This is a genomic window from Halovulum sp. GXIMD14794, assembly GCF_054457455.1.
The window spans coordinates 94,172-114,357 of the sequence record NZ_JBTLNF010000005.1 but is presented as its reverse complement, the minus strand read 5'-3'; the positions used below and the strand labels follow the sequence as shown (position 1 = coordinate 114,357).

Annotated in this window: 22 protein-coding genes; 9 read left to right on the top strand and 13 right to left on the bottom strand. The window is 64.5% G+C overall.

Going from position 1 to position 20,186, the window contains the following annotated elements; genetic code table 11:
* Positions 1-27: 27 nt before the first annotated feature.
* Together rpsI and rplM are read right to left on the bottom strand one after the other, a co-directional pair.
* Positions 28-522, bottom strand: coding sequence for a 30S ribosomal protein S9 (rpsI, locus tag ACW9UR_RS12305; RefSeq protein ID WP_458917285.1), 495 nt, complete (start codon positions 520-522; stop codon positions 28-30).
* Complete coding sequence (gene rplM / locus ACW9UR_RS12300; protein ID WP_458917284.1) at positions 519-989, bottom strand: 50S ribosomal protein L13; 471 nt, start codon at positions 987-989, stop codon at positions 519-521. The genes rpsI and rplM overlap by 4 nt, the downstream gene beginning before the upstream one ends.
* A gap of 342 nt (positions 990-1,331) precedes the next feature.
* On the opposite strand from rplM, the gene ACW9UR_RS12295 reads away from it, so the two are divergent.
* From ACW9UR_RS12295 to speE, 3 genes are all read left to right on the top strand, one after another.
* The gene (locus ACW9UR_RS12295; protein WP_458917283.1) at positions 1,332-1,916 is read left to right on the top strand and encodes a hypothetical protein; all 585 of its coding nucleotides are present in this window, start codon (positions 1,332-1,334) and stop codon (positions 1,914-1,916) included.
* A gap of 200 nt (positions 1,917-2,116) precedes the next feature.
* A complete protein-coding gene (gene speD / locus ACW9UR_RS12290; RefSeq protein ID WP_458917282.1) occupies positions 2,117-2,644 on the top strand; it encodes an adenosylmethionine decarboxylase in 528 nt (175 codons plus the stop codon).
* Between the two features lie 54 nt (positions 2,645-2,698).
* Positions 2,699-3,574: a polyamine aminopropyltransferase gene (gene speE, locus ACW9UR_RS12285; RefSeq protein WP_458917281.1), complete on the top strand. Its 876-nt coding sequence runs from the start codon at positions 2,699-2,701 to the stop codon at positions 3,572-3,574.
* Positions 3,575-3,596: 22 nt separating this feature from the next.
* Here speE and ACW9UR_RS12280 read toward each other — a convergent pair whose 3' ends face one another.
* The 3 genes from ACW9UR_RS12280 to ACW9UR_RS12270 form a co-directional block, all read right to left on the bottom strand.
* Positions 3,597-3,977, bottom strand: coding sequence for a PaaI family thioesterase (locus tag ACW9UR_RS12280; protein WP_458917789.1), 381 nt, complete (start codon positions 3,975-3,977; stop codon positions 3,597-3,599).
* Between the two features lie 46 nt (positions 3,978-4,023).
* A complete protein-coding gene (gene ctaA / locus ACW9UR_RS12275) occupies positions 4,024-5,157 on the bottom strand; it encodes a heme A synthase (protein ID WP_458917280.1) in 1,134 nt (377 codons plus the stop codon).
* Between the two features lie 84 nt (positions 5,158-5,241).
* Positions 5,242-6,006 (bottom strand): RNA methyltransferase, encoded by a 765-nt coding sequence (locus ACW9UR_RS12270; RefSeq protein WP_458917279.1) that lies wholly within the window; start codon positions 6,004-6,006, stop codon positions 5,242-5,244.
* 99 nt (positions 6,007-6,105) lie between these two features.
* Here ACW9UR_RS12270 and ACW9UR_RS12265 point away from each other — a divergent pair, with 99 nt between their 5' ends.
* The 5 genes from ACW9UR_RS12265 to ACW9UR_RS12245 all read left to right on the top strand — a co-directional run bounded on the left by ACW9UR_RS12265 (position 6,106) and on the right by ACW9UR_RS12245 (position 9,702).
* Positions 6,106-6,432 (top strand): TfoX/Sxy family protein, encoded by a 327-nt coding sequence (locus ACW9UR_RS12265; protein ID WP_458917278.1) that lies wholly within the window; start codon positions 6,106-6,108, stop codon positions 6,430-6,432.
* A gap of 96 nt (positions 6,433-6,528) precedes the next feature.
* Positions 6,529-7,743 carry an NADP-dependent isocitrate dehydrogenase gene (locus ACW9UR_RS12260; RefSeq protein WP_458917277.1) on the top strand — a complete coding sequence of 405 codons (1,215 nt, stop codon included), beginning with the start codon at positions 6,529-6,531 and terminating at the stop codon, positions 7,741-7,743.
* A 104-nt stretch (positions 7,744-7,847) separates the two neighbouring features.
* Positions 7,848-8,450 carry a YitT family protein gene (locus tag ACW9UR_RS12255; RefSeq protein ID WP_458917276.1) on the top strand — a complete coding sequence of 201 codons (603 nt, stop codon included), beginning with the start codon at positions 7,848-7,850 and terminating at the stop codon, positions 8,448-8,450.
* Positions 8,451-8,459: 9 nt separating this feature from the next.
* Positions 8,460-8,789 carry a DMT family transporter gene (locus ACW9UR_RS12250; protein WP_458917275.1) on the top strand — a complete coding sequence of 110 codons (330 nt, stop codon included), beginning with the start codon at positions 8,460-8,462 and terminating at the stop codon, positions 8,787-8,789.
* A gap of 94 nt (positions 8,790-8,883) precedes the next feature.
* A complete protein-coding gene (locus ACW9UR_RS12245; protein ID WP_458917274.1) occupies positions 8,884-9,702 on the top strand; it encodes a hypothetical protein in 819 nt (272 codons plus the stop codon).
* A 64-nt stretch (positions 9,703-9,766) separates the two neighbouring features.
* Here the strand turns inward: ACW9UR_RS12245 and ACW9UR_RS12240 are convergent, their stop codons facing one another.
* From ACW9UR_RS12240 to recA, 4 genes are all read right to left on the bottom strand, one after another.
* Positions 9,767-10,054, bottom strand: a complete 288-nt coding sequence (locus tag ACW9UR_RS12240) for a DUF1330 domain-containing protein (RefSeq protein WP_458917273.1) — start codon at positions 10,052-10,054, stop codon at positions 9,767-9,769.
* A 1-nt stretch (position 10,055) separates the two neighbouring features.
* A complete protein-coding gene (locus ACW9UR_RS12235) occupies positions 10,056-10,340 on the bottom strand; it encodes a DUF1330 domain-containing protein (RefSeq protein ID WP_458917272.1) in 285 nt (94 codons plus the stop codon).
* Between the two features lie 2 nt (positions 10,341-10,342).
* Entirely contained in the window at positions 10,343-13,000 is a 2,658-nt protein-coding gene (gene alaS, locus ACW9UR_RS12230) for an alanine--tRNA ligase (protein ID WP_458917271.1), read from the bottom strand.
* 109 nt (positions 13,001-13,109) lie between these two features.
* Positions 13,110-14,174, bottom strand: coding sequence for a recombinase RecA (gene recA, locus ACW9UR_RS12225; RefSeq protein ID WP_458917270.1), 1,065 nt, complete (start codon positions 14,172-14,174; stop codon positions 13,110-13,112).
* 209 nt (positions 14,175-14,383) lie between these two features.
* Between recA and ACW9UR_RS12220 the strand changes: the two genes are divergently transcribed.
* Positions 14,384-15,016: a hypothetical protein gene (locus ACW9UR_RS12220; RefSeq protein ID WP_458917269.1), complete on the top strand. Its 633-nt coding sequence runs from the start codon at positions 14,384-14,386 to the stop codon at positions 15,014-15,016.
* Here the strand turns inward: ACW9UR_RS12220 and ACW9UR_RS12215 are convergent.
* From ACW9UR_RS12215 to ACW9UR_RS12200, 4 genes are all read right to left on the bottom strand, one after another.
* The gene (locus ACW9UR_RS12215) at positions 15,013-16,629 is read right to left on the bottom strand and encodes a Na/Pi cotransporter family protein (protein WP_458917268.1); all 1,617 of its coding nucleotides are present in this window, start codon (positions 16,627-16,629) and stop codon (positions 15,013-15,015) included. The genes ACW9UR_RS12220 and ACW9UR_RS12215 overlap by 4 nt on opposite strands.
* 108 nt (positions 16,630-16,737) lie before the next feature.
* Positions 16,738-18,135: a dihydrolipoyl dehydrogenase gene (gene lpdA / locus ACW9UR_RS12210; RefSeq protein ID WP_458917267.1), complete on the bottom strand. Its 1,398-nt coding sequence runs from the start codon at positions 18,133-18,135 to the stop codon at positions 16,738-16,740.
* A 78-nt stretch (positions 18,136-18,213) separates the two neighbouring features.
* Positions 18,214-18,810, bottom strand: coding sequence for a DUF924 family protein (locus ACW9UR_RS12205; protein ID WP_458917266.1), 597 nt, complete (start codon positions 18,808-18,810; stop codon positions 18,214-18,216).
* A 33-nt stretch (positions 18,811-18,843) separates the two neighbouring features.
* A complete protein-coding gene (locus tag ACW9UR_RS12200; RefSeq protein ID WP_458917265.1) occupies positions 18,844-20,139 on the bottom strand; it encodes an MFS transporter in 1,296 nt (431 codons plus the stop codon).
* Between the last annotated feature and the right edge of the window lie 47 nt (positions 20,140-20,186).

Below are 20,186 nucleotides of genomic sequence, written 5' to 3'. Positions count from 1 at the left end.
AGGCCTCTGATCTGCGGAAACGCCGGATCAGCGCTTCGAGAACTGGAAGCTCCGACGGGCCTTGCGGCGGCCGTACTTCTTACGCTCGACGGTACGGCTGTCGCGGGTCAGGAACCCGGCGGCCTTCAGCGCAGGGCGCAGCGACGGCTCGTAGAGGGTCAGCGCCTTCGAGATGCCGTGCTTGACCGCACCGGCCTGGCCCGACAGACCACCGCCCTTGACGGTCGCCATGACGTCGAACTCGCCTTCCACGCCAGCGACGGTGAAGGCCTGGCCGATCACCATCTGCAGCACCGGACGGGCGAAGTACTGGTTCATTTCCTTGCCGTTGACGATGACCTTGCCGTTGCCCGGCTTGATCCAGACACGGGCAACCGCGTCCTTCCGCTTGCCGGTGGCATAGGACCGGCCCAGTTCGTCGCGGACCGGCTCGTAGCTCGGCGCGGCCTGAACGGCGGCGGGCGTGTCGACGCCGTCGACGGCTTCACCGAGGCTGTCGAAGCTTTTGATTTCGTCGTTCATCGGGCCTGCTCCCGGGTGTTCTTCGAGTTCATGGCGCGGACGTCCAGAACTTCGGGCTGCTGCGCTTCGTGAGTGTGCTCGGTCCCGGCGTAGACGCGCAGGTTCGAGAGCTGCTTGCGGCTCAGCGGGCCGCCCGGCAACATGCGCTGCACGGCCTTCTGGATCACGCGCTCGGGGTAGCGGCCTTCCAGCAGCTGGCCGGCGGTGCGGGACTTGATGCCGCCCGGGTGCCCGGTGTGCCAGTAGTAGTTCTTGTCGGCGCGCTTGTTGCCCGTCAGCTGCACCTTGTCGGCGTTGATGACGATAACATTGTCGCCCATGTCCATGTGCGGGGTGAAGCTGGCCTTGTGCTTGCCACGCAGGCGCATGGCGATGATCGAGGCGAGGCGACCCAGAACAACGCCTTCGGCGTCGATCAGGACCCACTTCTTCTCGATCTCGGCCGGTTTGGCAGAGTAGGTTTTCATCGCAGTCTTCCAGATCATCTAAGGCAAGCGGGCCAAAGCCACGCCACCCGGATTGCGGATGCGCCGTTTCTATTAGGTTCTACACTCATGTCAATGGGGCGAATATCAATATAAACCAGCAATATCAATGATTTAAAAAATAGGTATCATTTTACCCCATATTTTACGCCATCATTCCGCCGCAAATATAACGATTCCATGAAAGAACCGGCACAGATGTTCAAACTGCCGTAGTCCTGAGTAAGTTATGGTAAGCAAATGACGTTACAGTCCAATTTCCCCCTCCGTTCTCCTGGCACTGCGTATGTGCAAAGGATCCGAATCCACGACCTCTACAAACCGATGTTTGTCGCAACCGTTTCGGGCGCGTTTGTCTGCCTTGCAGCACTGTTGGCGGAGTTGAACGGATACACGGCGACATTGCTCGTTCGTGACCCCGCGGCGAGTTTCGACTTTCCACCATTTGTCGGCATGATCTCGAATATCGGCATCTCGATCATGGTCGCGACTGCCGCTATCTGCACGTTCGCTTCGACTTTTCGCGGCGCCACGCTTGCACCTTTGCTGCGTATTGCAGGGATCTTTACTTGCTTTGTAGCGGTTGATGATCTTTTCATGTTGCATGAGCGGCGCGGAATGATAGCGGGTGCAGTACCCGACTATATAATATTCCCGCTCTACATCATCTTCGGGCTTTGGCTTATGGGCCGCATCTTTCATGCAGGCAGAACGGGACATATGCCCACTCTCATTTTTGCGGGTGCCCTTCTGCTTGGGTCGATGGTCACCGACATGACTCTCCCGCAGCACCGGGCAACTGTAATGATCGAAGACGCACTGAAGTTCATGGGGTATTCCGTCTGGGCGCTATATTGGATCGGCCTCGCACGGCGCGCGCTGCATCCTCCAGCGTCCGCACACATCTGACTCGAGACCTCGATACGCCCCGGAGTGTTTGAGACACCATGTGTCGGATGTTTCTGTCCCATTCGGCAGAAACCACTTGAAACGGCCGTCCTCTCCCATTAGTTCGCCGCCCACAGGGTTGCCGATCCCAACTTCGGGTTATCTCGGGGGGGCGCTAAGGAACCGCTGGATTCATTCTACTGGCTGGCATGGAGGACGCGATGAAAAGCGCCACCCACGTCCAACTGGGGAACGGTCTGGAGACAGGCGCCACCCACGCGGGCTTTCCCGTGCAGACATCGGTGTCTGCGCAAGAAACTCAACTTGAACTGGTCCACGACCGCGATCTCTTCGATGAAACGCGGGACGATCACTTCATCCGTCGCGGCGGCAAGGTCTTCGCGGGCACCCATCTGATCATCGAGGTGATCGACGGCACCGGACTGGATGACCAAGCCCGGATCGAGCAGGCCTTCCGCGACTGTGTCGACGAGTGCGGCGCGACGCTGCTGCATCTGCACACGCACAAGTTCTCGCCCCAAGGGGTGAGCGGCGTTGCTGTCCTGGCCGAAAGCCACATCTCGGTGCACACCTGGCCGGAGATCGGCTATGGCGCCTTCGACGTCTTCATGTGCGGCGACGCGGAACCGTGGCGTGCGGTCAGCGTGCTGCGCAATGCGTTCGCCGCCGGCGATGTCCGCGTGCGCGAGCTGCTGCGCGGCGAAGAGATCGTCGCCGAACGCCTCTGAAGAAACCGGGCCGACCCTTTGCCGGCCCGACCTTCCATCCGTGAGGAGAGCGAGATGACCGACGCCCCCCGCACCACCCTGCCCGGCTGGACCTTCGAGGCGCTCTACGACGACTACCGCCAGGCGCTGGCCGAGGACGAGGTTCTCTACGACAGCGAGACCGACCATCAGCGCATCCGCGTCTTCACCAACCCGCGCTTCGGCCGGGTGCTGACGCTGGACGACGTGGTGCAGACCACCGAGGGCGACGAGTTCATTTATCACGAGATGCTGACCCACGTGCCGATCCTGGCGCATGGCGCGGCAAGGCGTGTGCTGATCATCGGCGGCGGCGATGGCGGCATGGCACGTGAGGTGCTGCGCCACACCTCGGTCGAGCATGTCACAATGGTCGAGATCGACGCGGGCGTGGTCGAGTTCTCGAAGAAATACCTACCCAGCCTCTCCGCCGGAGCCTTCGACGATCCGCGGCTGAACCTGGTGATTGCCGATGGAGCCGAGTTCGTGCGTGAATGCGCCGACCGCTTCGACGTCATCATCGTCGATTCCACCGACCCGGTGGGCCCCGGTGAAGTGCTGTTCACGGACACGTTCTACGGTCGGGCGAAATCCTGCCTGGCCGAGGGCGGCATTCTCGTCACCCAGAACGGCGTGCCCTTCTTGCAGGGCGAGGAACTGACCAACACCATGCGGGCCTTCAAGGCGCTGTTCGCGGATGCGACGTGCTACATGGCAACCATCCCGACTTATGCGGGCGGCCCGATGGCGTTCGGCTGGGGCACCGACGGCGCCGCGCGCGAGACCTCGCCAGAGGTTCTTGCGCAGCGCTTTAAGGCTGCCGGGATCAGCACGCGCTACTATACGCCGCAGGTCCACACGGGCGCTTTTGCCCTGCCCCGCTACGTTCTGGACCTGATCCCGAACGGCTGACACCGACCGGTCGGTCGCGAGGTCACCTCGATGGTGGGATCGAATATGTGATGCTGGCCTGCGCCACCGGCGCGTCCATGCCGACCGAATACAGCAGCACATCCCCGACGCTCAGGCTGCGCCCGAGTTTCAGGATCCGCGCCTCGGCCCGGATCGGACCCGGAGCAGGCTTGCGCATGAAATTGATATTGGCCGCCGTGGTCACCGTCAGCGCCTCGCGCCCGATCATTGCCAGCGTCGCAAGATAGAAGGCGCAATCGGCGGCCGTGAACATCGCCGGCCCCGAGACCGTGTTGCCGGGTCGCAAATCGTCCTCGGTGACGCTCATCTCGCAGGTCAGCCGGTACGGCACAAGTTCCAGGATTCGGAACCGCCCGGTGATCTGCGGAAAGACCTCGCCCATGAAGGCCAGAAGTTCGTCCGGCTCAAGCTTCAATCGGGGGAGCGACTTATCCACGGGCGATCCTCTGCTCGGGCGGATACATCGCCAGAAACCGCGCGCGCAGCACGGTGACAAAGACCAGAACCGCGCCAAGCTGGTGCAGGATCGCGATCTGCCAGGGCGAGGCGTGGATCAGCGTCACGATCCCAAGCACCACCTGCGCGAACAGCGCCACCGAGGCCCAGTCGATCCCTCGCCGCACCGCCATGATCGGCGAGCGGCGCGCGCGCTGCCACAGCACCACGGCGACGACCAGCAGCGCATAGGCCCACATCCGGTGCACGAACTGCACGAGGCCCGCGTTTTCGAAGAAGTTCCGCCACGCGGGCTCGAACATCCACGGTTCGGGCGGCAGCACCTGACCGTTCATCAGCGGCCAGTCGATATAGGTCCGGCCCGCGTCGATCCCGGCGACAAGCGCGCCGATCACGATCTGGCCGAAGACCAGCGCCGCAAGAACGCCGGCAAAGGCGGCAAGCCCCGCCTCGCGTCGCCGCCGGGCCTGTATCAGCGCCATCTGGCTCTGCGACAGCTCAAACGCGTACCAGGCGATCAGCCCGAGGATCAGGAATGCAAGGCCCAGATGCGTCGCCAGCCGGTAGGAGGCCACGTCCACCATCTCGCCGCCGAGGCCCGAGGACACCATCCACCAGCCGATCGCGCCCTGCAGGCCGCCCAGCAGGCCGAGGCCAAACAGCCGCGGCGTCCAGCCCGAGGGAATACGGCCGCGCAGCAGGAACCACAGGAACCCCGCGGCCCAGACCAGGCCGATCACGCGGCCCAGCTGGCGGTGGCCCCATTCCCACCAATAGATGAACTTGAACTCCTCCAGCGTCATCTCGCTGTTGACCAGTTCGAACTCGGGGATCTGTCGGTATTTGTCGAACTCGGCCAGCCAGTCGGCGCCGCTCAGCGGCGGGATCGCCCCGGTGATCGGTGCCCATTCGGTAATCGACAGGCCGCTGTCGGTCAGCCGGGTCAGGCCGCCCACGGCGATCATCACCACGACCAGTCCGAAGAGAACCATCAGCCAGGCCCGGATCGCGCTCCGCGCGCCCTCGCGCGGGTCTGCGCGGCGCGGCGCCGGTGCCGCCTCTTCGCGGGTCTCGACTTCCTGAAATATGCTGCGTTTCTGGCTCATTCCGGGCTCCTCGTCTGATCCGGACATAAGCCGGGGGACGGGGGCAGGCAAGCGGACAGAACTGCGCAGTCTCCTGACCTGCGGTCAGTCGCGGGGTTTCTTGTCCGCCAGCGTCCGGAACACGCCGTAGAGCGTCCGCACGTCCGGATCGGTCAGATCCATGCGCAGGAACAGGTTCCGCAGGTTGTCCTCGAGGCTTTGCCGCTTGTGCTCGGGCCAGAAGAAATTGCGCGCGTCGAGCCGAACGGACAGCTCGTCCACCATGCGCGTGATTTCTTCGCGGGTAGCGGGCCGCGCCTTTTCCGGGCGGTCCGGCAGGCTCGCATCCCCCGACCGCCGCCACTCGTAAGAGGTCAGCAGCACGCACTGCGCCAGGTTCAGCGAGGCGAAGGCCGGGTTCACCGGCACGGTGATGACCGCGTTCGCGCGGATTACGTCGGCATTCTCCAGCCCTGCGCGCTCGGCGCCGAAGAGAACGCCGACCCGCTGCCCCTCGGCAATCCGGGCGCGCGCGTCGCGCATCGCCTCTTCGGGCGTGAAGACTGCCTTGGTCAGATCACGCGGCCGCGCGGTCGTGGCGTAGACGTAGTTCAGATCGGCGATCGCTGCGTCTGTGTCGGCATCCACCCGCACCCCATCCAGCACCCGCGCCGCGCCCGTGGCCATCGCCACCGCCGCCGGGTTCGGCCAGCCGTCGCGCGGCTCGACAAGGCGCATGTGCTCGAGACCGAAGTTCCACATCGCGCGCGCGGCGCCGCCGATGTTCTCGCCCATCTGGGGGCGCACCAGCACCATGACCGGCTGGGGACCGCCCCATTCCGCACCCTGACCGTGATCCGTTCCCGACATCCGTCCCTCTCCGTTCCGCCGCTGGCCCTAAGCCATCGCAGGCGGTCACGCAAGCCGCACCCACTGTGCTAGGCTGACGCGAGACAACGGGGGAGGCTCATGGCCTACAGCGAGGAAAGCGCGCAGATCCTGCGGGACCGCCTGGACGGCTTCCAGGGCGTCGAGGAGAAACGCATGTTCGGCGGGCTCTGCTTCATGCTTCAGGGCAACATGCTCTGTGGTGTGCACAAGGGCGGCGCGATGTTCCGGGTCGGCAAGGACCGCCACGCCGAGGCCCTGAGGATCGAGGGCGTCCGCGAAATGGCCTTCACCGGGCGTCCGATGGGCGGCATGGTCGAGGCGGACGGCGATCTGTTCGAGGACGACCGGCTCGAGTCGGTGCTGCGCCTGGCGCTGGACTTCGTGACGGCGCTTCCGGCGAAGTAAAGGCATTTCCGGTATACCTGCGTATACCGGGCTTTCCCTACGCCGCGCTTTCGCCTATACCGGCGCCGACGAATCCCTTTTTCAACGAGGACCGACATGACCAAGATCAAGGTGGAGAACCCCGTCGTCGAGCTCGACGGCGACGAGATGACCCGGATCATCTGGCAGTTCATCAAGGACAAGCTGATCCTGCCCTATCTCGACATCGACCTGCTTTACTACGATCTGGGCATCGAGGAGCGCGACCGCACCGACGACCAGATCACGGTCGATGCGGCCAACAAGATCAAGGAAGTCGGCGTCGGCGTGAAATGCGCCACCATCACCCCTGACGAGGCCCGCGTCGAAGAGTTCGGCCTCAAGCGCATGTACCGCTCGCCCAACGGCACGATCCGCAACATCCTGGGCGGCGTCATCTTCCGCGAGCCTATCATCTGCTCGAACGTGCCGCGCCTGGTGCCGGGCTGGACCCAGCCGATCATCGTCGGCCGTCACGCCTTCGGCGACCAGTACCGCGCCACCGACTTCAAATTCCCCGGCGCCGGCAAGCTGTCGATCAAGTTCGTCGGCGACGACGGCGAGACCATCGAACACGAGGTCTTCCAGGCCCCGGGTTCGGGCGTCACCATGGCCATGTACAACCTCGACGACTCGATCCGCGACTTCGCGCGCGCCTCGATGAACTATGGCCTCGCCCGCAACTACCCGGTCTACCTGTCGACGAAGAACACGATCCTCAAGGCCTATGACGGCCGCTTCAAGGACATCTTCCAGGAAATCTACGACGCCGAGTTCAAGGACGAGTTCGAGAAGCGCGGCCTAACCTACGAGCACCGCCTGATCGACGACATGGTCGCCGCGGCGATGAAATGGTCCGGCGGCTACGTCTGGGCGTGCAAGAACTACGACGGCGACGTGCAGTCGGACACCGTCGCACAGGGCTTCGGCTCGCTGGGCCTGATGACCTCGCAGCTGATGACCCCGGACGGGAAGATCGTCGAGGCCGAGGCGGCCCACGGCACCGTGACGCGCCACTACCGTCAGCACCAGGCGGGCAAGGAAACCTCGACCAACTCTATTGCCTCGATCTTCGCCTGGACCGGCGGCCTGAAGCACCGCGCCAAGCTGGACGGGAACGAGGCGCTGGGCAACTTCGCCGCGACGCTGGAGAAGGTCATCGTGCAGACCGTCGAGTCGGGCGACATGACCAAGGATCTGGCGCTGCTGGTCGGCCCCGACCAGAAGTGGCTGACCACCATGGGCTTCCTCGAGAAGATCGACGAGAACCTGAACAAGGCCCTCGCCGGCTGAGTTCTGCCTGACATTCGGGCACTTCGGGGGCGGTCCGCACGGGCCGCCCCTTTTCGTTCCCTGTTTCCCTTGCCGTCAGCGTCAACCTCGGCCATAGCGGAACCATGGTCGAGAAGGTCGAACACAGTACGCTGGACGATATCCAGGGCATTGCCATTGGCGTGCTCTGCTGCGCGCTTGGTATCCACATCCTGACCTTTCTCGGGCTTTTCACCGGCCAGACTGCGGGACTCGCGGTGGTGATCTCCTACCTCACCGGATGGAGCTTCGGGGCCGTCTTCTTCACGGTGAACCTGCCCTTCTACTGGCTGGCGTGGAAGCGCCTCGGCCCGGTCTTCACGGCGAAATCGCTGGCCTCCGTCACCCTGCTCTCGGTGTCTACCGAACTGCTGCCGCACGGTTTCGTTCTGGATCAGGTCGCACCTGCCCTCGGGGCCGTGATCTTCGGGGTACTGGCGGGCCTCGGCCTGCTGGGGCTGTTCCGGCACGGAGGCTCGCTCGGCGGCGTCGGGGTTGTCGCGCTGCTCCTGCAGGATACGACCGGCTTCAAGGCGGGTTACACGCAGCTCGCCTTTGATCTGGTGCTTTTCTCCATCGCCGCCTTCCTGTTTCCGCCCGGCATTGTCCTCTACTCTCTGCTCGGTGCGGTGGTGCTGAACCTCGTGATCGCGATAAACCACCGCCGCGACCGCTACATCGCCACCTGAGGCCCGCCCATGCCCTATGTCCTTCTTGTCCTCGCCGTCATGGCCGAGACCATCGGCACCTCTGCCCTGCAAGCCAGCCAGCAGTTCACGAGGCCCCTGCCCTCGGTTCTTGTGGTGATCGGCTATGGGCTGTCGTTCTACCTGCTGTCGCTGGTTCTGCGCACGATTCCGGTAGGCGTGGCCTACGCGATCTGGTCGGGCCTCGGCATCCTGCTGATCGCCGGCATCGGGCGCGTGGTCTTCGGCCAGCGGCTGGACCTGCCCGCGATCCTCGGCATGGCGATGATCCTGTGCGGCATTGTGGTCATACAGCTCTTCTCGAGTGCCGCCCGCCACTGACAGCGCACCACGCACCGTGCCATCCTGTCGCCCATCTTGAGGCGCAAAAGTCGCCCCGACGCGGCCACCGGGCCGCGGCAACGACGGATGGTTCATGCTGCTGCGCGCACTGATATTGCTCGGGCTTGTCGCCTCCGCCTCGGTGGCGCTCAGCTACATGTTCGGCGCCGAGGTGCTGGCCGCGCTCGGCATGATGATCAGCCAGGCAAAGATCGTTCTGGCGAAGCTTTTCACCGTCACCACAAAGGGCGCCTTCATCTGGCTCAAGGCGCAGGGCATCAATTTCGCGCGGGTCGAGATCGGCAAGCGCTGGTTCATGAAATCGCTGGTTCCGATGCTGATCGGCGCGGCGAACCAGCGCCGCATCGCGGGGTTCTTCGCGACCTTCAAGGAGTCCGCAAAGACCCGCTACGCCGCGATGATGGACTGGTACAAGGAACTGCCCCTCGCGGTGAAGATCATCAGCATCCTGATCGTGATGTTCGCGACGCTGGCGCTTGCCATCAGCTCGATGAGCCTCTGGCTGCTGGTCTTCTCGGTCCAGCTGCCGTTCTGGATCATCGCCGGTGCCACGGCCTTCGGCACGATAATCTGGAAGTCGGTACAGAAACTGGTGTTCCGTACCATTGCCTTCATGCAGCTTTACCGGATCTGGGGCTTCCTCAAGAAACGCGTGCCGCCCGAATACCTCGCACGCAAGCGCCGCTTCGACTACCGCATTGCCCGGATCGTGGTGCGACGGCGCAAGATGACGCTGGCGCAGATGAAGACCGGCAAGGACAGTGTCGCGATGCGCCTCGCGCTGATCCGCGAGTACTTCCGCCACGTCCGTCCGGCCGTCCCCTCGAAAGAGGAACTGGACCGCGCCCGCGCCAACCGCGCCGCCCGGACCGAGGACACGCCCGCGGAATGACGCGCCCAGCTTCCACGTTCCGAAAATATCCCCGCCGGAGGCATCCCCCGGCGGGCACCGGGCGCTATTCGTCGGTTTCGACGATCACCAGCTGCCGCTCGGCGGCATCGCCTGCAATCCCGACCACAGCCTGGTATTCCGCGGACTCGTAGCAGCCCTGCGCGGCTTCGAGCGTCGGGAACCAGGCCACGACATTGCGCGGGAAATCCCGGCCCTCGAGCTGCACATAGCGCCCGGCGCGGGCGATGAACTTCCCGCCATGTGCCGGGATCACCTCGCTCGCGACCTTGGCGTAGCGGCCGTAGGCCTCGGCATCCTTAACATCGACATGCGCGATCCACAGCGCCGGCATGTCAGGCCCCTTCCACGATCACCAGGTCCCGCTTGGCCGCGCCAAGCGCGATCGGCAGGATCTTCTGGTAAGCGTCGGAATTGTAGAACGTCTCGGCGGTCGCGCGGTCGGGAAACTCGATCACGACGTGCCGACCCGGACCAGAGCCCTCGACCTGGGTCATCTCGCCGCCCTTCACCAGGAACCGGCCGCCATGCTCCTCGGCCAGCGCCACCGTCTGGACCGCGTATTTCTTGTATTCGTCGAGATCGTGCACGTCGATCCGGCCGATGATGTAGGCAGCCATGCTCAGGCCTCCAGAACTGCGCGGGCGGCGCGGATCGCGTCGTCCGCTTTCGACGGATCGGGCCCGCCCCCCTGCGCCATGTCGGGACGGCCACCGCCGCCCTTGCCGCCCATGGCTTCCGCCGCCGCGCGGACCAGGTCCACCGCCGAAATCCGGCCGGTCAGGTCCTCGGTCACGCCCGCAGCAATCGCGGCCTTGCCGCCGGTATCGGCCAGCAGCAGCACCGCGCCCGAGCCCAGACGGCTTTTCTGCTCGTCGATCAGCCCGCGCAGGTCCTTGCCCGAAACGCCGGTCAGGGCCTGGGCCAGGAATTTCACGCCCGCAACTTCCTCGGCCTGCGGGCCTTCGCTGCCACCACCGCCAAGCGCCAGCTTGCGGCGCAGCTCGGCTACCTCGCCCTGCAGCGCGCGGCGCTCGTCCATCAGCGCCTTGACCCGCGCGACGACATCCTCGCCGCCGGTCTTGAGCACGCCTTCCACCGCCGACAGTGTCACGTCACGCTCGCGCAGCAGCCGCTGCGCATCTGGCCCGGTCACCGCCTCGATCCGGCGCACACCGGCAGCAGACGCGCTTTCCGAGACCAGCGCGAACAGGCCGATATCGCCGGTGCGCTCGACATGGGTGCCGCCGCACAGCTCGATCGAATAGGTCTTGCCGTCGACGCCCTTGCCCGAGCCCGCATCGGTCCCCATCGAGACCACGCGCACCTCGTCGCCGTATTTCTCGCCGAACAGGGCCTGCGCCCCGATCCCGCGCGCGCTGTCCGGATCCATGATCCGCGTCTCTACCGCGGTGTTCTGGCGGATGAACGCATTCACCTCGGCCTCGACCGCCGAGAACTCCTCGGGGCTCAGCGCCTTCTGGTGGCTGAAGTCGAAGCGCAGCCGGTCCGGCGCATTGAGCGAGCCGCGCTGCGCGACGTGATCGCCCAGACGGCGCCGCAGCGCCTCGTGCAGCAGGTGCGTCGCCGAGTGGTTGGCCCGGATCGCCGTGCGCCGGCTGTGATCCACTTCCAGTTCCGCCGGCTCGCCGGTCTTCAGCGTGCCCTCGACCACCTCGCCGATGTGCCGGAAAATTCCGGCGGTCTTACGGGTGTCGGTGATCCGCACTCGGCCATCCTCGGTCCGGATCTCACCGGTATCGCCGACCTGACCGCCCGACTCGGCATAGAACGGGGTCTGGTTCAGCACGACCTCGACCGTGTCGCCCTTCGCGGCGGTCTCGACCGGTGCACCGCTCTTGACCACCGCAAGGATCTGCCCCTCGGCGGCCTCGGTGTCATAGCCCAGGAACTCGGTCGAGCCGTTCTTGTCGGCGATGTCGAACCAGACGCTGGCGTCAGCTTCCTCGCCCGAACCGGCCCAGGCGGCGCGCGCCTTGGCCTTCTGCTCGGCCATGGCGGCATCGAAACCGGCCACGTCGACCTCGCGGCCGCGCTCGCGCAGCGCATCCTGCGTCAGATCCAGCGGGAAGCCGTAGGTGTCGTAGAGCTTGAACGCAGAGGCACCGGGCAACGGCTGGCCTTCTTCCAGCTGCTCCAGTTCCGCATCCAGCAAGCTCAGGCCGCGGTCGAGCGTCTGCTTGAAGCGGGTCTCTTCCAGCAGCAGCGACTCCTCGACCAGCTTCTGCGCACGGACCAGTTCCGGATAGGCTTGGCCCATCTGCCGCAGCAGCACCGGCACCAGCTTGTACATGATCGGATCCTGCGCGCCGAGCAGGTGCGCATGGCGCATGGCGCGGCGCATGATCCGGCGCAGGACATAGCCGCGCCCCTCGTTCGAGGGCAGCACGCCGTCGGCGATCAGGAAGGACGACGAGCGCAGGTGATCCGCGATCACACGGTGGTGCACGTTCTGCGGGCCGTAAGGATCGACCGAAGTCAGGTTCGCGCTTGCCTCGATCAGGTCGCGGAACACATCGGTGGCATAGTTGTCATGGCTGCCCATGAGCGTCGCACCCATGCGCTCCAACCCCATGCCGGTATCGATCGAGGGCTTGGGCAGCGGCTTGCGCGTACCATCCTCGAACTGCTCGTACTGCATGAAGACCAGGTTCCAGATCTCGATGAACCGGTCGCCATCCTCTTCCGGGCTTCCCGGAGGTCCGCCCCATATGTGCTCGCCATGGTCATAGAAGATCTCGGAGGACGGGCCGCAGGGACCGGTCGGCCCCATCATCCAGAAATTGTCGTCGGTCGCGATGCGGATGATCCGCTCGTCCGGCAGACCGGCGTATTTCTTCCAGATCTGTGCAGCCTCGTCGTCGGTGTGGTAGACCGTGACGTAGAGCTTGTCCTTCGGAATGCCGAAGTCCTTGGTGATCACGTCCCAGGCGTGGGGGATCGCCGCTTCCTTGAAATAGTCGCCGAAGCTGAAGTTCCCCAGCATCTCAAAGAATGTGTGGTGGCGCGCTGTGTAGCCCACGTTGTCTAGGTCGTTGTGCTTGCCGCCGGCGCGCACGCATTTCTGGCAACTGGTGGCACGCGTGTAGTCGCGGCTCTCGACGCCGGTGAAGAGGTTCTTGAACGGCACCATGCCCGAGTTCACGAACATCAGCGTCGGGTCGTTGCGCGGAACTAGCGGCGCACTGGGCACGACTTCGTGGTCGGCGGCCCGGAAATGCTCCAGGAAGGTGGAGCGGATGTCGTTCAGGCTGGTCATGGCACTCCTCGGTCAAAGGCGCGCCGCGCGCGGCGCGCCCATCGTCAAGGAGCGGTGTTAGCTTGGATAGGCGGGGCTGTCCACAAGCCCCGCACAACGTGCCGGAGGGTCAGTCCTCCAGCACGTCCTCTGCGTCGGGCGACGCATCGAAGTCCAGCCCGTGCGCGGCACGGATCTTGTCCTCGATCGTCGTGGCGATATCCGGGTTTTCCTTCAGGAAGGTCTTGGCGTTCTCACGACCCTGCCCGATCCGCTCGTCGCCGAACGAATACCAGGAACCTGACTTCTCGACCACGCCGGCCTTTACGCCGAGGTCGATCAGCTCGCCCATCTTCGAGATACCCTCGCCGTACATGATGTCGAACTCGACCTGCTTGAACGGCGGCGCGACCTTGTTCTTCACGACCTTGACGCGGGTCTGGTTGCCCACCGTCTCGTCCCGATCCTTGATCGAGCTGATGCGGCGGATGTCCAGCCGGACCGAGGCATAGAACTTCAGCGCGTTCCCGCCCGAGGTGGTCTCGGGAGAGCCGAACATGACGCCGATCTTCATGCGGATCTGGTTGATGAAGATCACCATGCAGTTCGAGCGGCTGATCGCACCGGTCAGCTTGCGCATCGCCTGGCTCATCAGGCGGGCCTGGGCACCGACCTGATGGTCGCCCATGTCGCCCTCAAGCTCGGACTTCGGCGTCAGCGCAGCGACCGAATCGACCACAACGACCGAGACCGCACCCGAGCGCACCAGCGTCTCGGTGATTTCCAGCGCCTGCTCGCCGGCGTCGGGCTGCGAGATCAGCATCTCGTTCAGATCGACGCCGAGCCTCTTGGCGTACTGCGGATCGAGCGCATGTTCGGCGTCGACGAAGGCGCAGACGCCGCCCTTCTTCTGCTCTTCCGCGATCACGTGCAGCGCGAGCGTGGTCTTGCCCGAGCTTTCCGGCCCGTAAACCTCGATGATCCGGCCCTTCGGCAGACCGCCGATGCCCAGAGCGATATCCAATCCAAGCGAGCCCGTCGAGGTCGCTTCGATGTCGGCCACCGGATTGTCGCCGCCGAGCTTCATGATCGAGCCTTTGCCGAAGCTCCGCTCGATCTGACTCAGCGCCGATTCCAGCGCCTTTTCCTTGTCTATGCTGCGCTTTTCTTTCACGTCGAAGAGAGAAGTTGCCATTGGGATCGGACCTCTTATTTCACGTCTCGCACCCCCCTGCAATCGGGGGCCGAACGCCGCTCTGTTCGCCTCTTGTTCTCGCGAACATGGAGACAAAACCGGAACATTGCAAGTTTATTTTAACTCTGTCCCAACTTTCCCGGCTCTGGTTTAACAAAGCGTGAAGGCACCCGGAGCGGTGCTGCGGAAAAGACCGAAGAGGTGCAGGCGTGCTTTTGAACATCGACGGCCGGTTTGCTTATCTGGCGATGACAAAGACCGGATCGACCTCGGTCGAAAACGCGATCCGCAGGCATTGCCACGTCATGTTCACGCGCCATCACCGCGCCACCCATATGCCCGCGCACCATTTCGAACGGTTCATCCGGCCGTGGCTGGACGAAAGCGGCATCGAACATGTCGATACCGTCTGCCAGCTTCGGCATCCGGTCGACTGGCTGGAAAGTTGGTGGCGCTATCGCTCGAAACCGGCCGAGTGGGAGCCGCACGTGTCGACCAAGGGCATCAGCTTCGAACAGTTTGCCGAGGAGTTCGCCGCCGGCGAGGAGCGTCCCTACCTGGGCCTTCACCGGCCGCAAAGCTTCCTTTGCGACGCGGAAGGCAAGCTGTTGGTGGACATCGTCTACCGGTTCGAGGACATGGGCCTATTCGCCGACTTTCTCGAAGTCCGCCTGGGCAAGCCGGTCAAGATCGAGCGCCATAACAGCTCTCCGCGCCGCTGGGCCCGCATGTCCCGCGCCGCCCGGTCCCGGCTGGAAGCCCACTTCGCGCCCGAACTCGACATTTGGGAGAACAGGACCGCCCGCAGCGCCGCGCCGGACTGCCGCGCCACCAGAGCCTAATCCTGCCGAACATCCACACGGGCTTCCTCCAACGACGGCACAGCGATCACCTCAGGCGCGGTCAACGCGTTCAGGTGCAGGCGTATTCGCCAGAGGTGATAGGCAACACGGTGCAGCCAGCGGGCGGCGTCGAGCCTTAGCCACACCACCTCGTCCGGGATCGTATCGTCCGCCGCATCGGCGATCAGCCTGCCCCTCTGCACCTCCCGCTGACGGCGGAAGAAGCCGCGCGTTCGATCCAGCAGGTTCTCGCAGGCCTGCCCGTCGGTCGCTGCGGCCTCGTGCCCGGTCACCGAGATCAGGACCCCTGTCAGGCGTTTGAGCCGCCTGTCGCGCGCGAGTTCGGCAATCCGCTCGTGCTGTGAACAGCGATAGAGCAGCCGGCCGAGATGATCGAGGATGTGGAACATGCCGGTGATCTGCCGCATCGACGCGCTGTCGCCCTCGGGCACGACGATCCGGCCGAGGTAGTCACGCGTGTCGGCCAGCGCCCGTTCGAGGCTTTCGGCACGGAGCGTTTCCTGATCGACACCGGAAGCGCCGATGACCCCGCGCAAATGCGTGACGACCGCTTTCGCCAACCGCTCGACGGCGGTACGGGCCGCGGCCGTGGCGGCTTCGGGATCGCGCAGCATCATTTCGTCGAGCGACCGGGTCAGGATATCCCCGCGCTCGGGCACTAGCGCCTCGACCAATCGCGCGAACTGTCGCGCGAACGGAAGGATAAGAATGACCCCCAGGAAATTGAAACTGCTGTGAAATGCGACCAACGCGGTCAACGGATCTCCATTTTCGACCCAGCCCGAAACCGCCACGCTGAACGGCCCCAGAAGGAAGAAGGCCATCATTCCGGTCAGCACATTGTAGATCACATGCGCATATCCCGTGCGCTTTGCCATTGTACCGCCACCCAAGGTCGCAAGCGCCGCGGTGAACGTCGTGCCCACGTCCATGCCGATCACCAGCGCGGCAGCCTGCTGGAAGTTCAGCGCCCCCGCACTCAGCGCCGCAAGCGCAGTCGCGACGCCCGCACTCGAGGACTGCGTGATCAGAGTGATGACGATTCCAAGCAACACCAGCTTGAACCGCCCGAAGAGCGTATCGGGCGGGAAATCCTCGGGCGTGATCACGCCGCCAAACGCATCCAGCCCCAGCTTGAGCTGTTCGATCCCGACAAAGATCAGGCTGAACCCCGCCAGCGCCTGCCCGATCACCGAGAGCCGCCGCCGGCCAGAGAGCTTCATCAGTGCGCCTATGAAAACCAGCGGCATGACCACCTGCCCCAGGTCCAGCTTGAAGCCGAGCAGCGCCACAAGCCAACCGGTTAGCGTTGTGCCGATGTTCGCGCCGAAGATCACTCCCAGCGCCTGTGGAAATGTCAGAAGCCCCGAGGCCACGAACCCGACTGCCGCGACGGTGGTCGCGCTCGAGGACTGGATCGCCGCCGTGGTCAACGCACCGGTGACCGCGCCCGAGAAAGGCGTCGATGTGAACCCCGCCAGCACATTGCGCAGCCGATGACCGGCCAATGCTTTCAGCCCATCGGTCAGCATCATCATGCCGACCAGGAACAGGCCGATACCGCCGAGTGCAGACAGGATACTCAGGACCATGCCCGCCATCTTGCCGGATCAGCAGATCGTCGGCAAACCTCTGACGAACCGGGAAAAAGAAAAACGGCCGGAGTCTCCTCCGGCCGTTCTTCGGTCAGGAGCGCGCGGTCAGAAGTGGATCGCGCGGCCGTAGGCGTCGAGCACACTTTCGTGCATCATCTCGGACAGCGTCGGGTGCGGGAAGACGGTGGCCATCAGGTCCTCCTCCGTCGTCTCCAGCTGGCGGCCGACGACGTAGCCCTGGATCAGCTCGGTCACCTCGGCGCCGACCATGTGCGCGCCAAGAAGCTCGCCGGTCTTGGCGTCGAAGATCGTCTTCACCATGCCCTCGGGTTCGCCCAAAGCGATGGCCTTCCCGTTGCCGATGAACGGGAAGTGGCCGACCTTGACGTCGAAACCCAATTCCTTGGCCTTCGCCTCGGTGTAGCCGATGCTCGCCACCTGCGGCTGGCAGTAGGTGCATCCGGCGATGGCCTCGGGGCGAACCGGGTGGACATCGTTCTTGCCGGCGATCAGCTCGGCGACCATGACGCCTTCGTGGCTGGCCTTGTGGGCAAGCCAGGGCGCACCGGCGAGATCTCCGATGGCATAGACGCCTTCAACGCCCGTGCGGCAGTACTCGTCGACCACCACATGGGTGCGGTCGACCTTTACCCCGAGTTTCTCCAGCCCCAGGCCTTCCGTGTTGCCGACGATACCGACGGCGGAAATCACCGTGTCGACCTCGATCTTCTCAACCTTGCCGCCGGCCTCGACATGCGCGACGACCTTGTCGGACGAGCGGTCCAGTTGTTTGACCGTCGCCTTCTCGAGGATCTTCATGCCCTGCTTGGCGAACTGCTTCTTGGCAAAGCCCGAGATCTCGGCGTCCTCGACCGGCAGGATGCGGTCCATAACCTCGACCACGGTCGTCTCGGCGCCCAGAGTGTTGTAGAAACTGGCGAACTCGATCCCGATCGCGCCCGAGCCGATCACCAGCAGCTTCTTGGGCATGTGCGGCGGCTGAAGCGCATGCTTGTAGTTCCACACCCGCTTGCCGTCCGGCTCCAGCCCCGGCAACTCGCGCGCCCGCGCACCGGTCGCGAGGACGATGTTCTTCGCCTTCAGCTCTTCGGTGCCCTTGTCGGTCTTGACCGAGACCTTGCCCTTGGCGGGAACGGTCGCCTCGCCCATGATCGCGGTCACCTTGTTCTTCTTCAGAAGATGCGCCACGCCCGAGCTGAGCTGCTTTGCGACGCCGCGAGAGCGCTTCACCACCGCGTCGATGTCGTAGCCGATGCCGTCCGCCTTGAGGCCGAACTCCTTGGCGCGCTCCATCAAGTGGAACACCTCCGAGGAGCGCAGCATGGCCTTGGTGGGGATACAGCCCCAGTTCAGGCAGATGCCGCCATAGTGCTCGCGCTCGATCACGGCGGCCTTCAGCCCCAGCTGCGCCGCGCGGATGGCGGCAACGTAGCCGCCGGGACCAGCGCCGATCACGACGACATCGAATTCAGTATCGGCCATGTATCGCTCCTTCCCCAGGAATTTGCTTAACCCTAAACGATCCCTGCGCGCATGGCCATGCGCGCGAGGTCAAAGCCGCTATGACTTCTGCAACTCACGCAGGATGCCCGCGTACCCCTCGCCGTCCAGAAATGCCTGCTCCTCGGGCGTCGTTTCGCGCCCCAGGGCGGCGTTGCGATACGGAAACCGGCCGAACCGGGCGATGATCTCCTGGTGGACCAACGCGTGCACCAAAGTCTCGCCCTCGCCCATGCGGTTACGGATCAGCTCGACGCCTCGGGCCTGGTCCAGTGGGTCCTCGGAATGCTCGTAGGGCAGATAGAAGAACTGGCGCTGGGGCACCGGCGTCTCGCGGTCGTAGTTCCAACTGATCGCCGCCGCCGCGCAGGCCCGGGCCGGTCCGTCGGTGGCGAAGCTGCGCGGATCGCCGCGGAACATGTTGCGCGGAAACTGGTCCATGAGGATCAGCGAGGCGAGCGCGCCTTCGGCATCGTCCATCCATGGCGCGGCCCCGGCGTGGTGCACCGCCTCCCACGCGGGGAGAAACCGCTCCACAATTGCCGCATCCACTGCGTCGTCAGCCTTGTACCACCCCGCCTCTCCGACTTCCTCAAGCCAGAACTGCAGGATTTCGCGGGCCGTTTCGGGAGCGAGCGCGTCTGTCATGACGGCCATGAAACACGCACGCTCGAAGCTTGGCAACCGGGATCAGGCACCAACCTCCGCCTTTTCGCGCGCGAGTTCGTCGGCCTCGGTCTCCTCATCCTCCAGCGCCAACTCGGCCGCGTATTCCTGTGCGATCTCGACCGCCACCGCCGAGGCCTGCGACAGCACCGGCACGTAGGTCGAGGTCTCGTCCGCCGACGGCGCCGCGCGCTTGGACATCCGGTAGACCGCATAGGCCGCGATCGCCGCCATCAACGCTCCGGTAAACCCGAAGAAAGTCCAGGTGCCGAACTGATCCATCAGCACACCGATCAGGATGGGCCCGGAGATCGCGCCCAGACCGTTCGCGAACATAAGCCCGCCCGAGGCGGCGGCCATGTCCTCGTGCTCGAGAAAGTCGTTGGTATAGGCGATCAGCAGCGCATAGAGCGGGTTCGCCACGCCGCCGACGATGAAGCCAGCGATACAGACGACGGTGAAACTGTCGAGCAGCGGGATCGAGCCGAACACCACCGCCGCCCCGAGCGCAGTCGAGCCGGCGATCAGTACGCGCCGGTCCATGCGGTCCGACAGCCAGCCTATGGGATACTGCAGGATCAGACCGCCCGCGTAGATCAGCGCGACGAAAATCGAGGTCTCGGCAGCCGAGAACCCGGCCTCGGTCGCGAAGATCGCCGACATGCCGAAAATCGCCGACAGTACCCCACCGAGCGCGAACATGCCGACCATACCCAGCGGCGATGCCTCGTAGAGCTGTTTCAGCGACATTGGCTTGGCAGCCTCGAACACGGGCGCGGGCGTCGCCGACAGCAGGATCGGCGCGACCGACACCGAAACCAGCACCGAGATCACCACGAACAGCGTGTAGCCCGTCGGGTCCGCGACGTTCAGCAGCAGCTGCGCCGAGATCACGCCGACCATCTGCACCATGACATACATCGACAGCGCCTGGCCGCGCGTCTCGTTGGTCGCGCTCTCGTTCAGCCAGCTTTCCGAGACGATGTAGACCCCGGCGAAACAGAAGCCGACCATCAGCCGCATGATGCCCCAGCTGATCGGATGCGGGATCGCCGCGTAAAGGATGAAGCCCGCCGAGATCAGCGAGGCCAGCGCCGCGAACACCCGCACGTGCCCTACCCGCCGGATCAGGTTGCCGCTGACCCGGCTGCCGATCAGCATGCCGAGGAAGTAGGCCGACATCACAAGCGACATCGTGCCCGCCGAAAACCCTTCCAGCGAGCCGCGCACACCAAGCAACGTGCCTTGCAGCCCGTTCCCGATCATCAGCAGCAAGAGCCCGAACAGCAGCGCCCAGGCATTGGTCAGCACGGCAAGCATCAGCGCCTCCGGTTACTCGTGTCCTTGTGTGAATCCCCCGCCGACGC

What these genes read in the sequence shown, in the direction of transcription:
- rpsI (WP_458917285.1), bottom strand. Translation starts at nt 522, where the DNA reads ATGAACGACGAAATCAAAAGCTTCGACAGCCTCGGTGAAGCCGTCGAC.
- rplM (WP_458917284.1), bottom strand. Translation starts at nt 989, where the DNA reads ATGAAAACCTACTCTGCCAAACCGGCCGAGATCGAGAAGAAGTGGGTC.
- ACW9UR_RS12295 (WP_458917283.1), top strand. Translation starts at nt 1,332, where the DNA reads ATGTTTGTCGCAACCGTTTCGGGCGCGTTTGTCTGCCTTGCAGCACTG.
- speD (WP_458917282.1), top strand. Translation starts at nt 2,117, where the DNA reads ATGAAAAGCGCCACCCACGTCCAACTGGGGAACGGTCTGGAGACAGGC.
- speE (WP_458917281.1), top strand. Translation starts at nt 2,699, where the DNA reads ATGACCGACGCCCCCCGCACCACCCTGCCCGGCTGGACCTTCGAGGCG.
- ACW9UR_RS12280 (WP_458917789.1), bottom strand. Translation starts at nt 3,977, where the DNA reads ATGGGCGAGGTCTTTCCGCAGATCACCGGGCGGTTCCGAATCCTGGAA.
- ctaA (WP_458917280.1), bottom strand. Translation starts at nt 5,157, where the DNA reads ATGAGCCAGAAACGCAGCATATTTCAGGAAGTCGAGACCCGCGAAGAG.
- ACW9UR_RS12270 (WP_458917279.1), bottom strand. Translation starts at nt 6,006, where the DNA reads ATGTCGGGAACGGATCACGGTCAGGGTGCGGAATGGGGCGGTCCCCAG.
- ACW9UR_RS12265 (WP_458917278.1), top strand. Translation starts at nt 6,106, where the DNA reads ATGGCCTACAGCGAGGAAAGCGCGCAGATCCTGCGGGACCGCCTGGAC.
- ACW9UR_RS12260 (WP_458917277.1), top strand. Translation starts at nt 6,529, where the DNA reads ATGACCAAGATCAAGGTGGAGAACCCCGTCGTCGAGCTCGACGGCGAC.
- ACW9UR_RS12255 (WP_458917276.1), top strand. Translation starts at nt 7,848, where the DNA reads ATGGTCGAGAAGGTCGAACACAGTACGCTGGACGATATCCAGGGCATT.
- ACW9UR_RS12250 (WP_458917275.1), top strand. Translation starts at nt 8,460, where the DNA reads ATGCCCTATGTCCTTCTTGTCCTCGCCGTCATGGCCGAGACCATCGGC.
- ACW9UR_RS12245 (WP_458917274.1), top strand. Translation starts at nt 8,884, where the DNA reads ATGCTGCTGCGCGCACTGATATTGCTCGGGCTTGTCGCCTCCGCCTCG.
- ACW9UR_RS12240 (WP_458917273.1), bottom strand. Translation starts at nt 10,054, where the DNA reads ATGCCGGCGCTGTGGATCGCGCATGTCGATGTTAAGGATGCCGAGGCC.
- ACW9UR_RS12235 (WP_458917272.1), bottom strand. Translation starts at nt 10,340, where the DNA reads ATGGCTGCCTACATCATCGGCCGGATCGACGTGCACGATCTCGACGAA.
- alaS (WP_458917271.1), bottom strand. Translation starts at nt 13,000, where the DNA reads ATGACCAGCCTGAACGACATCCGCTCCACCTTCCTGGAGCATTTCCGG.
- recA (WP_458917270.1), bottom strand. Translation starts at nt 14,174, where the DNA reads ATGGCAACTTCTCTCTTCGACGTGAAAGAAAAGCGCAGCATAGACAAG.
- ACW9UR_RS12215 (WP_458917268.1), bottom strand. Translation starts at nt 16,629, where the DNA reads ATGGTCCTGAGTATCCTGTCTGCACTCGGCGGTATCGGCCTGTTCCTG.
- lpdA (WP_458917267.1), bottom strand. Translation starts at nt 18,135, where the DNA reads ATGGCCGATACTGAATTCGATGTCGTCGTGATCGGCGCTGGTCCCGGC.
- ACW9UR_RS12205 (WP_458917266.1), bottom strand. Translation starts at nt 18,810, where the DNA reads ATGGCCGTCATGACAGACGCGCTCGCTCCCGAAACGGCCCGCGAAATC.
- ACW9UR_RS12200 (WP_458917265.1), bottom strand. Translation starts at nt 20,139, where the DNA reads ATGCTTGCCGTGCTGACCAATGCCTGGGCGCTGCTGTTCGGGCTCTTG.